Source organism: Nonomuraea sp. H19, assembly GCF_052068215.1.
GTDB lineage: Bacteria > Actinomycetota > Actinomycetes > Streptosporangiales > Streptosporangiaceae > Nonomuraea.
In genome coordinates this window covers 100,933-113,809 of sequence record NZ_JBQHCV010000024.1, presented here as the reverse complement: position 1 = coordinate 113,809, position 12,877 = coordinate 100,933, and the positions used below count along the sequence as shown (strand labels likewise).

General features: G+C 70.5%; 11 protein-coding genes. 5 read left to right on the top strand and 6 right to left on the bottom strand.

The window, feature by feature from the left end:
* Positions 1 to 51 precede the first annotated feature (51 nt).
* The 5 genes from ACTMTI_RS41105 to ACTMTI_RS41085 are packed head-to-tail and all read left to right on the top strand — an operon-like array spanning position 52 to position 5,047.
* Positions 52 to 1,059 carry a glycosyltransferase family 2 protein gene (locus ACTMTI_RS41105; RefSeq protein WP_441126203.1) on the top strand — a complete coding sequence of 336 codons (1,008 nt, stop codon included), beginning with the start codon at positions 52 to 54 and terminating at the stop codon, positions 1,057 to 1,059.
* A 6-nt stretch (positions 1,060 to 1,065) separates the two neighbouring features.
* Entirely contained in the window at positions 1,066 to 1,767 is a 702-nt protein-coding gene (locus ACTMTI_RS41100; protein ID WP_441126202.1) for a sulfotransferase family protein, read from the top strand.
* On the top strand, positions 1,764 to 2,795 hold the full coding sequence (locus ACTMTI_RS41095; protein ID WP_441126201.1) for a glycosyltransferase family 2 protein: 1,032 nt from the start codon (positions 1,764 to 1,766) through the stop codon (positions 2,793 to 2,795). Before ACTMTI_RS41100 ends, ACTMTI_RS41095 begins: the two co-directional genes overlap by 4 nt.
* Before the next feature lie 3 nt (positions 2,796 to 2,798).
* On the top strand, positions 2,799 to 3,842 hold the full coding sequence (locus tag ACTMTI_RS41090; protein WP_441126200.1) for a glycosyltransferase family 2 protein: 1,044 nt from the start codon (positions 2,799 to 2,801) through the stop codon (positions 3,840 to 3,842).
* Entirely contained in the window at positions 3,839 to 5,047 is a 1,209-nt protein-coding gene (locus tag ACTMTI_RS41085) for an endonuclease/exonuclease/phosphatase family protein (protein WP_441126199.1), read from the top strand. The genes ACTMTI_RS41090 and ACTMTI_RS41085 overlap by 4 nt, the downstream gene beginning before the upstream one ends.
* Here ACTMTI_RS41085 and ACTMTI_RS41080 read toward each other — a convergent pair.
* From ACTMTI_RS41080 to ACTMTI_RS41055, 6 genes are all read right to left on the bottom strand, one after another.
* Entirely contained in the window at positions 5,028 to 5,828 is an 801-nt protein-coding gene (locus ACTMTI_RS41080) for an AfsR/SARP family transcriptional regulator (protein ID WP_441126198.1), read from the bottom strand. The genes ACTMTI_RS41085 and ACTMTI_RS41080 overlap by 20 nt on opposite strands.
* Positions 5,829 to 5,849: 21 nt before the next feature.
* Complete coding sequence (locus tag ACTMTI_RS41075; protein WP_441126197.1) at positions 5,850 to 6,764, bottom strand: UbiA prenyltransferase family protein; 915 nt, start codon at positions 6,762 to 6,764, stop codon at positions 5,850 to 5,852.
* Positions 6,765 to 6,849: 85 nt separating this feature from the next.
* Positions 6,850 to 7,890, bottom strand: a complete 1,041-nt coding sequence (locus ACTMTI_RS41070; RefSeq protein WP_441126196.1) for an NAD-dependent epimerase/dehydratase family protein — start codon at positions 7,888 to 7,890, stop codon at positions 6,850 to 6,852.
* Positions 7,872 to 9,206 (bottom strand): aspartate aminotransferase family protein, encoded by a 1,335-nt coding sequence (locus ACTMTI_RS41065; protein ID WP_441126195.1) that lies wholly within the window; start codon positions 9,204 to 9,206, stop codon positions 7,872 to 7,874. The genes ACTMTI_RS41070 and ACTMTI_RS41065 overlap by 19 nt, the downstream gene beginning before the upstream one ends.
* Positions 9,207 to 9,559: 353 nt before the next feature.
* Entirely contained in the window at positions 9,560 to 11,425 is a 1,866-nt protein-coding gene (locus tag ACTMTI_RS41060) for a BTAD domain-containing putative transcriptional regulator (RefSeq protein ID WP_441126194.1), read from the bottom strand.
* A 439-nt stretch (positions 11,426 to 11,864) separates the two neighbouring features.
* Positions 11,865 to 12,827 carry a proline dehydrogenase family protein gene (locus ACTMTI_RS41055; protein ID WP_441126291.1) on the bottom strand — a complete coding sequence of 321 codons (963 nt, stop codon included), beginning with the start codon at positions 12,825 to 12,827 and terminating at the stop codon, positions 11,865 to 11,867.
* Between the last annotated feature and the right edge of the window lie 50 nt (positions 12,828 to 12,877).

Genomic DNA, 12,877 nt, shown 5'->3' with positions numbered 1-12,877 from the left:
GTCTGACACGCACGTGGTCGGAACAACGAGCTCTAGCCGATGGAGCACATCATGAGCCGGAAGCACCCGCTAGTCTCGGTCATCATCCCCAGCTACAACCGGTCCGACGTGTTACGGCTCTGCCTGGATGCGGTGCAAGAACAGACTTATCCGCACATTGAGGTCATCGTGGTGGATGACTGCGGCACCGAGGACGCGGCGCGCGTGGCCGCGTCGAAGGGTGCCAAGGTGGTGCGCACCAAGGCCAACGGCGGCCCGACTCCCGCGCGCAACCTCGGCGCCGAGCACGCCACCGGGGAGATCCTGTTCTTCCTCGACGCCGACATCGCCCTCGACCCGGACGCCGTGGACAATGCGGTGCGGATACTGGAGTCCCACCCGGAGATCGGTGCCCTGGGCGGTATCCTGCGGCCGGAGTCGCTGGTGTCCCAGAGCCTGGCCTCCCAGTACCGCGCCCTGCAGATGCACCGCTGGTGGATGCCCGCCCACCGGCCGACCCTGGAACTGCACGCGGCCGTGCTCGCCGTCCCGGCCAAGGTGTTCGCCGAGATCGGCCCCTTCGACCCGCGGTTGCGCGAGACCGTCTCCTCCGACTACCGCGTCCGCGTGAGGCGGTCCTATGAGGTGAAGCTGAGCGACGCGATACGCGGCCGCAAGGACCACGACGCCACGGTACGGACGATCCTGCGCAAGGTGTTCCGCCGCGCGCGCATCAGCGCGATGGACTGGCGCCGGGGAGAGACGCCCGGGGACTCCGTGCCCCGCGCGATCGGCGGCGTCCTGCTACTCGCCACGGTCCCGGCGCTTGCCCTGCCCATGGCGGTGGGCCGCGCCGGCGCATTCGTCCCGCCGGCGCTTGTCGCCGCCGCCATGGCTCTGGACGCCGGCACCCACCGCTTCGCCTACGCCCAGCGGGGCGTCCCGTTCGGCGTCTACTTCTCCGGCGTCCACCTCGCCGTCACCTTCACCGGCGCCCTCGGCGGAGCGGTGGGCGTGCTGCAACGCCTCGTGCTCTCCCGCATGGAGAAGCCCGCCCGGATTCTCGCGGCCCAGGACTGAACGGCCATGCAGATCATCGGCACCGGCTTCGGCCGGACGGGAACGCTCTCCCTCAAGACGGCGCTGGAGCGGCTCGGCCTCGGGCCCTGCCACCACATGGTGGACGTGTTCGCCCACCCCCAGCAGATCAGGCCATGGCTCGCCGCCGCCACGACCCGCGAGGTGAACTGGGACCAGCTGCTCGTCGGTTACGAATCGTGCGTGGACGGCCCGACCTCCGCCTACTGGCGGCAGCTCGCCGAGTACTACCCGAAGGCCAAGGTCATCCTGACCACGCGGGACCCGGACCGCTGGCTGGCCAGCATGCAGCGGACTCTGTTCGCGCAGCGGCGGCGCATCGAATCGCTGCCGGGCAGGGCCGCCGTCCTGCTGTCGTCGCTGCTCGGCACCGACCTCGCCACGTTCGTCAAGATGGTCGACACGACCCTCGACGCGCGGACCTTCGCGACACCGGCCGACCGGGAGCCCGAATGGGCCGTCCGGCTGTTCGAAGAGCATGCGGCCAGGGTGATCGCCGCCATCCCGGCCGAGCGGCTGCTCGTCTTCGACGTCGCCGACGGCTGGGGCCCGCTGTGCGAGTTCCTCGAGGTCCCGATCCCGGCCGAGCCCTTCCCCCGGGTGAACGGCACCTCGGACTTCACCAGGAGCGGCCTCGGCCGGCCCCTGCCGTTGCTGCTGCGCCGCACCAGGCGAGGGGGGCACCGATGACGCCGCAGCCACAGCCACTGGTCTCGGTCATCGTGCCGAACTACAACTACGCCCGCACACTCGACCTGTGCCTGAGCGCGCTGGAGCGGCAGACGTACCCGCACCTCGAGGTGATCGTCGTCGACGACCGCAGCACCGACGACTCGGTGGAGATCGCCCTCCGGCACGGGGTCCGGGTCGTGGTCACCGACACCAACATCGGCGCCCCGGCGGCGCGCAACCTGGGCGTCGAGCACGCGCGCGGGGAGGTGCTGTTCTTCCTCGACTCGGACCTGGCGCTGGCCGAGGACGTGGTCGAGCACGCGGTGGACCTGCTTACCTCCGATCCCACTCTCGGGGTGGTGTGCGGCACCTACGACCCGGAGCCGCTGATCCCGGACAGCCTGGTGGAGCGGTACCGCAGCCTCCAGTTGCACTACTGGATCTCCGGTGACGAGGGCGAGATCACCACGATCTACTCCGCGCTGTTCGCCATGCGGGCGGAGGTCTTCCGCGAGGTGGGCCCGCTGAACCCCGCGCTGCGGCACAGTGAGAACGCCGAGTACGGCCACCGCGTCACGCAGCGGTACCGCATCGTGCTGGACAACCGGATCAGGGGCCGCCACGACCACGACGACCGGCTCAGTGTGGTGCTTTCGAAGTTCTTCCACCGCGCGCGCCTGCACATCCCGCTGTACCTGCGCCGCCCGGACTTCAACGGCGGCCCGGCCAACAGCAGCCGTGGCTGGGGCTCGCTCGCCGCTCTCTTCGCCGTGCTCACCGCGCCGCTGCCGGTGGTGTTCGGCCCGGCCTGGCTGGTCGCGCCGGTCGCGCTGCTGGCCGGCTCGATCGCGGCGGACCTCGGCATGTACCGCTTCGTCCGGCGCTACGCCGGCGCGCCGTTCACCCTCTACTTCACCGCGGTCCATTTCCTGGTGAACGTCACCGTCGCGGTGGCGGTGTTCGCCGGCGTCGCCCAGTGCCTGCTGTCCAGCCGGTTCAGGCACACCTACGACCTCCCGGCCAACTCCGCGTCGGTGGAGGTGTGAGCGATGACCGAGCACTCGCCCCTGGTGTCGGCGATCGTGCCCAACTACAACTACGCCGCCTCACTGGACCTGTGCCTGCGTGCGATGCAGGCGCAGACCTACCGGCCGATCGAGCTGATCGTCGTGGACGACGGCAGCACCGACGACTCGGTCGAGGTCGCGCGGCGGCTCGGCGTGCGGGTCGTCCGCACCGGACGCAACATGGGGGTGGCCGGGGCGCGCAATCTAGGAGCCGCGCACGCGCGTGGTGAGATCCTGGTATTCCTGGACTCCGACGTGGCCCCCTACCCCGACGCCGTCGAGGTGGCGGTGGCCATGCTCGCCGCCGACCCGGGACTCGGAGCGGTGTGCAGCATCCACGACCCCGAGCCGCTGATCCGTGACAGCCTCGTCGAGGAGTACCGGGCACTGCAGTACCACTACTGGACGGTCAGCTCCGAGGGGCCCATCTCGTTCCTGTTCCCGGCGCTGATGGCGATGCCTCGCCGCGTGTTCGACGACATCGGGCCGTTCAACACGCGGCTGCGCGAGACCGAGGAGGTCGACTACGGCCACCGCCTCACCCAGCGGTACGAGATGGTGCTCACGACCGCGGTGCGCTCGCGGCACGACCACGACGACAAGCTGTTCAAGCTGCTGCGCAAGCTGTACCGGCGCGGCCGCGCCCGGGTGCCGCTGTACGCGCGGCGGCGGCGCTTCGCCCGCGGGTTCGAGACCTCCAACCGGGCCGGCGGCAGCCTCGCCGCGTTGGCGGCGGTGGCCGCGCTACCGGTGGCGGTGCTCCTCGGCCCGGTCGGCGCCGTGCTGCCGGCCCTCGCCCTGGCCGTGTCGCTGCTGGCCGACCTCGGGATGTACCGCTTCGTGCTGCGCAGGCGCGGCCCGCTGTTCCTGCTCTATTTCGGCGCCGTGCACTTCCTGGTGAACGTCGCCATCGCGGCCGGGGTGGCGGCCGGGGTCGCGCGGTGGCTGTGCTCGGCGAGGTTCCGCCGGCTCTACGACCCCGACCTGAACCTGCGCCCCTCGACCACGGGGGAGGCGGCCACGTGACGGCTCCCCTGCGGGCGCTCTTCGGGCCGGCGCGGCCGCCGCACATGACCGGCGGCACGCGGGTCGCGGCGCGTCCCGGCGATTCCCGGCGCGCCTCCGGGGCACGCCGGAGGATCCCGGTGGTGATGTGGGCGGCGGCCGTCTGGCTGGTGTTCGTGGGGCTTCACCGCGCCCTGTCCGGCCGGGTGTGGTGGTGGCAGGTGCCCGAGCTCGTCCCGCCGCTGGCGTTCGCGGCCGTTCCCATCGTGCTGCTCGTGGCGGCTGTGGCGGCGCGCCGCGCGCGCGGGACGGCCGCCGCGGTGGCGCTGGTGTCATTGATGCTGGGCGGTGGCGCGAGCGGGCTCAACCTCGCCTCGCTGTGGCACCGCGCCGTCCCGGCCCCGCCGGACGCGATCAGGGTGTTCTCCTGGAACACCTGGTACTGGGACCAGCGGGCGGAGGGCGGGGAGCCGATGCCCCCGCCCACCGGCACACCGCCGCGGGACGTCGCCGAGTTCTACCGCTACCTACGGGCTCAGGACGCCGACGTGCTCCTGCTGCAGGAGTACGTCTACTTCGGCGCCGGCTCCCGGCCGATCCGCGTGAACGACCTGGACAGGCTGCGCCGGGAGTTCCCGGGGTACCACATCGCCACGGCGAGCGAGCTGGTGACGCTGTCGCGATTTCCCATCGTTCTGGAGCGCGGCCTCGACCTGCGCCCATGGGCGGATGACGGCCGGGACACGCCCGTGCCGCCCGGCTCCGACTGGCCCGGCTTCTACACCGTGAAGACGCTGCGTACGGACCTGCGCGTCGGGAGCAGGACGTTCTCGTTCTACAACGCCCACATCAACTCGCCCGTCGGCCCGTCCTCGATCGGCCTCGACCCGCGCCGCCTCGGCCGGACGCAGCACGAGGCGCGCGAGGCCAACCTCCGCGCGCTCGCGGCCGACATCCGGGCGAACCCGCTGCCGGCCGTCCTGGCAGGGGACTTCAACGCCTCGCCGGCGATGGGCATCCTGCGCCTGTTGCCGGGGCGGATGGCCGACGCCGCTCCGGCGCTCGGGTCGCTCTACCCCGCCACCTGGGACGACCGGTGGCCCTGGTGGCGGATCGATTGGGCGTTCACCACTCCGGAGATCACCGTCCACGAGTACCGGCTGGTCCGCTCGAAGGGCCAGTCCGACCACAGCGGGCAGCAGCTGGTCATCTCGCTGAGCCGGTGACCTGGGCGTACAGCAGCTCGCGCGCTCCGGCCCGCCCGGCCGCCCGCGTCAGCGGGTCCTTGTTGCCGCGCAGGATCCTGAGATGCAGCGCACGCAGCTCCGGCCCCGGGTCGATGCCGAGGTGGTCGGCGAGGTACCCGCGCAGGCGGGCGTACAGGGCCACCGCCTCCGCGGTGCGTCCAAGGGCGCACAGGCCGCGCATCAGCACGCTCGCCAGCGGCTCCGCGAGCGGGTAGCGCGGCACCAGCGGGGTGAGCTCGGTGACCACCATGTCGGGGCGGCCCAGGCGCATCTGCGCCTGGGCCCAAGTGACGATGGCGCCGACGAACTGCTGCTCGATGCTGTACCGCATGCGGGCGGCCCAGTCTCCCGGGATGCCGGTGAGCGGCGCGCCGCGCCACAGCTCCATCGCCTCGGACAGCAGCCGGGAGCGGGTGGAGTCGTCGCGGGCGTGGGTCTGCGCCTGCTTGGCCAGCCGGCGGAACCGGTAGGCGTCCACCCGCTCGGGGTCGACCTCGAGCACGTAACCGCCGCCACGGCGCTCTATGGAGACCCCGGTCGCGGTCAGCGCCTGCCGCAGGCGGGCGATGTGGGCGTACAGCGAGTCGGTCGCCCGGTCCGGCGGATCGTCCCAGACACGCTCGATCAGCGTGCGGGGCGACACGGGGCGGTCGGCGTCGATCGCCAGGGCGGCCAGCACCGCGCGTCGCTGGGGTGGTCCCAGGGGGACGCAGCGGTCACCGAAGGTCACCTCGACCGGTCCCAGTAAGCGGACGTCCATCGCCTTCCTCTCGTATCGTTCTCACAACGTGACAGCGGCCGCCAAGGACGGGTGGTGGACGAACACGAGCGTCACACCCAAGGTGGCGGCCCACAACATGGAGTTCGCGACCATGACGCGGTCGCGCAGCAGGATGCGGACCGGGTCATCGCCCTCCTCGTCCACCAGCTGGATCTGCAGGTACCGGAAGAGGGCGAAGAGCGCGAAAGGAGTGGACAGCATCATCGCCGTCTGGCCGTGCTGAGGGCCGAACGGCCCTTCGTCACGCAGGTACATCAGGCCCGAGACGAGGGCGAGCACGGAGGCGATCTGCAGCAGCCAGTTGGTCAGCTCCATCGAGTAGCCGCGGAGCGCGGGCCGGTGGACGGCCCCGGTCTCCAGCAGTTCCCGGCGACGCTTGCCGATGAGCAGCAGCAGGGACATCGAGAACACCGTGATCAGCAACCAGGCGGGCACCCGGCCTCCGGTCACCTCATACCCCTGTACGACGCGCAGGACGAAGCCGGCCGCCACCGTGCCCACGTCGACCAGCGGGATGTGCTTGAGGAAGCGGCTGTAGGCGACGTTGAGCACGAGGTACACCAGCACCGGCCAGTACGACGCCGGCGTCTGGGCGACGATGGCCGCGAGCACCGCCAGCAGGACGGCGCAGCAGGTGCCCGCGGTCACCACCCCCACGCGGCCGGCCGCGATGGGGCGGTTGCGCTTGACGGGATGGTGGCGGTCGCGGTGCCGGTCTGCGATGTCGTTGCCGATGTAGACGGCGGCGGAGGCGACCATGAACGCCACCGTGGCCGAGATGATGCCCACCACCTCGGCCAGGCTGTAGGAGGGTGCGCCGATGAGCGCCAGGGGAACGAGAAGGATCGCCTTGACCGTGTGGGACGGGCGGATGAGGCTGGCGAGGTCCGCGACCAGGCGCGTCCGGGTCTCCACGGGCCGGTCCGGCGCCGCTTCCGGACGCTGCGGGCTTTCTGGAACGTCTGCCGATTCGGCGAGGTGCATGCTTTACCCCGATAGCTCAGAAGAAGACCTTCGCCAGCGACAGCGCGCCCTGCCGCCACGCGTCGCGGCTCGTCTGGCCCGCGCCGCGCGGTGAGCCGGCCGCGCGGTGTTCCCGCCACCATGCGTATGTGCGCAGGATCGCGTCCCGGTTGGACAGCCGTGGACGGAAGCCGAGCCGTTCACGGGCCTTGTCGATGCTGACGTAGGAATCGGCGAGCAGCTTGCGCGCCAGCCGCCCGTACACCGGGGACAGCCGGCTGCGTTCCAGCAGCCGGAGCCCGGTCAGGGCCGGGCCGACGGGCAGCGAGACGACCCGCTTGCCGTGGCCGGCCGCGTCGAGCACCGCCTGGAAGTCCTCGCGCAGCGTGCCGAATTCGGCGGCCGCCAGGTTGTAGGTGTCGTTCGCGACGCCGGCCGGCGCGTCGAGGACGCCGACCACGGCGTCCACCAGGTCCTCGACCGCGAACATCTGGATGCGCTTGTCCCCACTCCCGAGGACCGGGAAGTTGCGGCCCTCCTCGGCCCACTCGAAGAGCATCGCGAACAGGCCCATGCGGCCCGGTCCGAGGAAGGTCTTGGGACGCAGGATGGGCACGCACATGCCGCCGGCCCGGTACTTCTCGGCCAGTTCCTCCGCCTTGGCCTTCGCCCTGGTGTACGGGTCGACCGGCTCGCGCGGATGGTTCTCCGGCGTGGGCACGAGCTTCGGCAGCCCGTACACGGCGGTGGAGGAGATGTGGACCACCCGCTCCACGCCGGCCAGGCGCCCGGCCTCCAGGACGGTGTGGGTGCCCTCGACGATCAGGTCGTGGATCTGCTCGGCCGGGTAGCTCGGCAGCGCGCCGGCGCAGTGGACGACCGCGGCCGCCCCGGTCATGACCTCGGTCATCAGCGGCAGGTCGCGCACGTCGCCGGACATGTGCCGCGCCGCCAGCAGCGGGTCGGCCTGCGGGCGCAGGTCCACCCCGAGCACGTCGTGGCCCTCGAGCACGAGCCGGCGGGCCAGGTTGCCGCCGAGCATCCCGGCGCTGCCGGTGACTACGACCCGGTGGCCCATCGCGACCCCACCTTCTCTCGCACGAACCGGCCGAGCAGCCGCGGCAGGCCCTTGGCCAGCGTCTTGTCGAGGCCGTCCAGGAAGTACTCGACGTCTTCGGGTTCGATGGCGAGGGTCGGCGCGACGACGAGCGGGTTGTCGGCGTTGGGGCTGTAGTAGGAGACGATCCCGTGTTCGCGGTAGAGCTCGGCGATGACCGAGAGCGTGATCAGCTTGGTGCGGAACTGCGGGTCGCCGGAGAAGCCGGGCGCGAGCTTGGCGGCCAGGTCGAGCACCTTGGGCCCGCCGACGAGGAACACGCCCCACAGCGCGCCCACTCCGCTCACACGGCCGACCACGTCGGGGTGGCGCTTGTGGATGTTCTCCAGGCCAGGCCGCAGGATGCGCTCGATCTGCCGGGCCCGGGCGGGGTAGTCGTCCTCGACGACGATGTTGACGGCCTCGATGGCGGTGACGGTCTCCTCGCCGAATCCGTAGTAGGTGGTGCTGTGCAGGATGACGTCGGAGAGCCGGTCGTACGCCTTGCGGAAAACGGGCTCGCGGGCCGTGTACCCGGCGATCGAGGCCTTGCCGCCGCCGAGCGACTTGGAGTACACGAGGATGTCGGGCAGCAGGTCGGGGTAGCGCATGAAGTAGAAGAGGCTGCCCGTCTTGCCCCATCCCGTGTAGACCTCGTCGAAGATCAGCATGATGTCGTTCGCGTCGCAGAGCCGACGCAGCTCGTACAGGTCGGCCTCCGACCAGCAGCGCATGCTCGACGCGCTGAACGGCTCTGCCATGATCGCGTAGACGTCGCACTTCCCGTCGGGGGTGCGCGCAGCCTCGACAGCCTGGCGGACGGCCGCGACGTCGCCGTAGGGGTACACGACGATGCCGGGGAGGCCGGGGAAGCGGAAGGAGTTCTCGGCCGATCCGGTCAGGCTCCCCGCGCCCAGGGTCTTGCCGTGGAAGCTGATGTCGGAGCGCAGGATGGTGTTGCGGCGCCCCTCGTGGTATTTGTACGCCATCTTGACGGCGCCCTCGTTCGCCTCCGCCCCCGAATTCGGGAAGTAGGAGATGTTCAGGTCGCCCGGCAGCAGCTCGGCGATGTTGTGACTCAGAGCGGCCACGTACGGCGAGAAGAACGCCTTGTGCACCTCCATGCGCCGCCGCTCGGCGAAGCGACGCCGCGCCTGCAGGATGCGAGGGTGGTTGTGGCCGTGGTTGAGCACGCCGACCCCGCCGGTGACGTCGAGGACCTTGCGGCCGTCGCGCGTCCAGATCCAGGCGCCCTCGGCGTAGTCGGCGAGTTCGCGGCCAAAGCCGAAGGAGGTCATGAGGTTGACCTGACTGCGGCTGACATACCTTCTGTACAGGTCTTGGATTTGTTTCACCGTGAAATTTTCACACTCGTCGATGCCGATCAGCTCAGACACATCCGCCCATCCTTACGGGTTCGCATGAATTCCGCGGGTGCCGGCCTTCTCCTCGAGGGTGAGAAAAGGACAGACATGTCGCCAATATTGTCCAATGCGGCTATACCCCGCACCATACAAAACTGTGTAGGTCGATGGCGGGACGTGAGGCGGCGAAGAAGAAAAAAGCAGCCGGAAGCGGCCGCCAAGGATTTACCGTTCAGATCTCACAATAAATACGGATGATTTCCCGTGTGTCGGGCGGCTCGCCGGTTTCAGCCGCTCGCGAGCGCGCAGGTGGCCGGCTGCGCGGGCGACGGCCAGACGCTGGGCAGCGTGCGCCGCACGGCCTGCGCCTGGTCCTCCTCGGTGTCCTCGTCCCGGGCCCGCTCGCGGGCGAACAGGCGGAGCAGGTCGTGCATGCGGTACCCGTCGTGGACGCATGCCTCCAGGAGATGGGCGTCGGCGAGGTGGTCCAGCAGGTCGGCGGTGCGCGACTCGGGGCGGTCGCCCAGGGCCGCGGCGACCGCGACGCTGATGACGGCGTCGCCGAGCAGGCTGAGCAGCCGGAACATCCGGGAGGACTCGGCGTCCAGGCTCCGGTAGCTCATCATGAAGCACACCCGCACGGCCTGGTCGTCGGCCTGGAGCTCGGACAGGCGGCGGTCCTCGACCGCCAGACGATCGGCCAGGGCGCGCAGCGACAGTCCCGGCCGGGCGATCAGCCGGGCACCGGCGATCCTGACCGCCAGCGGCAGGCCACCGCACAGCCGCACGATCGCACGCGCCGCCCGCCGGTCGGCGGCGACACGCTCCTCTCCGATCAGGCGGCCGAGCAGCGTGGAGGTCTCGTCCTCGGCCATGACGCCGAGGCGAAGGTGCGACACGGCGTCCAGCGAGGTGAGCATCCTGCGAGTGGTGATCAGCACCCGGCAGGTCGGACTCGCGGGCAGCAGGGGACGCACCTGCGCGGCGTCGCGGGCGTTGTCGAGCAGGAGCAGCAGATGCCTGCCGTCGGTCAGCGAACGGAACCGTGCCGCCGCCTCGTCCACGTCGAGCCGCCCGGCCGTGTCGTCGCCGAGGGAGCGCAGCAGGCGGGCCAGGACATCGGCCGGGTTCAGCGGCGCGATGTCGGGTGTGGAGCCGTGCAGGTCCACGTAGAGCCGTCCGTCCGGGAACCGGTCCGCGACCTGGTGGGCGACGTGCACGGCCAGCGCGGACTTGCCGACCCCCGCCGCCCCCGTGATCGCCGAGATGGTGGTCGCGCCCGGGCCCGCTGAGGTCAGCGCCGTCTGCAGGCGGGCGATCTCGGCGGCCCGGCCGGTGAAGGCGGACGAGTCCATGGGCAGCTCAGCCGGGGCGAAGGCCCTCCGGACGGCGCCCGCCCGTGGCGGCGCCAGGGTGGGATCGTCGGCGAGGATGCGCTGGTGCATGCGGATCAGGTCTGGGCCGGGGTCGATGCCGAGCTCGGCGGCCAGCATCTCCCTCGCGCCCTGATAGACCGCCAGCGCGCCGGCCCGGTGGCCGGAGCGGTACAGGGCCAGCATGAGCTGCGCCAGGAGCCGCTCGTTCAACGGGTCCCTGCAGGTCAGCGACTCCAGGTCGGCGAGCATTTCGCCGTGCTGACCGAGCGCCAGCCGCGCCTCCAGCGAGGCGTTCACGACGGTCGCCCTCAGCCGCTCCAGCCGCGCCGCCTCGCCGCGCAGCGGCGCGGGCAGGGGCAACCCTTCCAGGACGGACTCGGCGCGCCACAGACCGATGGCCCGGGTCAGCCGTTCGAGCGCGACGTCGTGACGTCCCTCGGACAGCGCTCGCTGTCCCTGCGCGGCGAGGTCCTCGAACAACGTGACGTCGATCTCGCCGGGCGCGACACGCAGCACGTACCCGTTGGAGCCCGCCTCGATGCGGGACGGGACGCCGAGCACCTTGCGCAGTGCGGAGATGTAGGTGTAGAGGTTCGACTCCGCGGTGGCGGGAGCCCGCTCGCCCCACAGCCAGTCGAGCATCCGCTGACTCGGGATCGCCTTGCCCGTGTTGAGCAGCAGGGCGGCCAGCAGCACCCGCTGTTTGCGTCGCCCGAGCGCGATCGGTTTCCCGTGGGAGGTGCGGACCTCGATCGGCCCGAGGATCTTGAAATGCATGCGATCACCCTGTAGCGCCCGGCGTTCACCAAACAGGAACCGTACAAATGCACATAGATCTCGATTGCCGCTAATGATCGACGGAAGCGACCTTCAGGCGGTACTCACTTAAAAGGAATAAGAAGATTACGCGCCCGGAATACCCGGTGCCGCCCGCTCGGTGCGGGCGGTACCGGGTGCATGTAATTTCAGCATTCCGCATCGATATGGGCGGCAAGAACGATCCGGTGTCGAGGAGCCAACAGCAGTGCGGGCAGGTCCGTATCTAGGGGAGTCGGGCGTGATTCACCCCGCGGACTCGAACGGCCGGACTTCCCGGCGTCACGACTCATTCTTGTTCGCCACACCAGGGAATGCGATCCGCTCCCTGCCTTGCGCTATCGCCCCGGCCAACTCCTGTGAGGAAGAAGAAGGGCTGCAGCAGTCCGGCGTCGATCCGTCACTCCACTCCCGTCACTTGATCAGATGCGGGATGACCGCCGTGCCGGGTGGCGTCTGTCAGAGCCTGGAACAGGCGGAGCGGGTCCTCGGCGATGCGGTTGCAGACGTAGAGCCACCACTGGGTGCCGAACACGATGTACTCCCTGACCGGATGCCCGCGATCCCGCATCGTCGGCAGCTGATCGACGCCGAGTCCCAGCAGCATCTCGACCTCGTACGTGCCGGAGTCCCGCCGCATGTGCGGCTGCAGCTCATCGAGGAGGTCCAGGTCGTGGGTGGCGATCGAGCAGAGGTGGCCGCTGTCCAGCAGGAGGGTCGCGTACGCGAGGTAGGCCGCCCGCAGCTCGTGGCTGCCACGGGGGTGGGCGATGGACTCCGGCTCAAGAAAGGAGCCCTTCGCCAGGCGGATGCGGCCGGGCCGCCGCAGCAGGCGGGCCAGGTCCTCGGCCGTCCGGTGCAGACGGGCCTGGATGGTGACACCGACGTGGTCGAACCGCTCGCAGAGGTGTTCGTGGGTCCACAGGATGAGGTCTGTACGATCGGACCCCTCCGCCGAGATCATCATCTCCTGGCCCGCGGCGGCGGTGGCCTCGGCCAGCCGGGTGGCGTTGGCCAGCCCCAGCTCCCGGTCCACCACCGAGCCGATGTGGGAGAGATCGAGGGACACCGAGCAGTTCGTCCCGCGGGCTGCGGCCTGCCGTGACAGGTCCAGGAACACCTCGGTCTCGGCCGTGGCCAGGCCGGCGTCCCGGCAGCTCTCGCCCATGTAGTCAAGGGTGACGGACCTGCCCTCCGCGTTGAGCAGGGCGGCCCGGTCGAGCGCCTCGGCAACGGTCTGGCCACCGACGTACCGTTCGGCCACCCGCCAGGCCAGCTTGCGCAGTGCGGGATCTGCGGCGACCTGGTCCTTGAGGACCTCGTCAAGGGCCAGTGCCCGGATCGCCTGGGCAGCTTGCTCCATCACGGTCATCATCATCCTTTCATCCGAGAGCCGGAATCTATCACCAATGA

Coding starts and splice junctions, on each gene's coding strand:
- ACTMTI_RS41065 (WP_441126195.1), bottom strand. CDS start 9,206: ATGACCTCCTTCGGCTTTGGCCGCGAACTCGCCGACTACGCCGAGGGC.
- ACTMTI_RS41105 (WP_441126203.1), top strand. CDS start 52: ATGAGCCGGAAGCACCCGCTAGTCTCGGTCATCATCCCCAGCTACAAC.
- ACTMTI_RS41090 (WP_441126200.1), top strand. CDS start 2,799: ATGACCGAGCACTCGCCCCTGGTGTCGGCGATCGTGCCCAACTACAAC.
- ACTMTI_RS41055 (WP_441126291.1), bottom strand. CDS start 12,827: ATGGAGCAAGCTGCCCAGGCGATCCGGGCACTGGCCCTTGACGAGGTC.
- ACTMTI_RS41095 (WP_441126201.1), top strand. CDS start 1,764: ATGACGCCGCAGCCACAGCCACTGGTCTCGGTCATCGTGCCGAACTAC.
- ACTMTI_RS41080 (WP_441126198.1), bottom strand. CDS start 5,828: ATGGACGTCCGCTTACTGGGACCGGTCGAGGTGACCTTCGGTGACCGC.
- ACTMTI_RS41100 (WP_441126202.1), top strand. CDS start 1,066: ATGCAGATCATCGGCACCGGCTTCGGCCGGACGGGAACGCTCTCCCTC.
- ACTMTI_RS41070 (WP_441126196.1), bottom strand. CDS start 7,890: ATGGGCCACCGGGTCGTAGTCACCGGCAGCGCCGGGATGCTCGGCGGC.
- ACTMTI_RS41060 (WP_441126194.1), bottom strand. CDS start 11,425: ATGCATTTCAAGATCCTCGGGCCGATCGAGGTCCGCACCTCCCACGGG.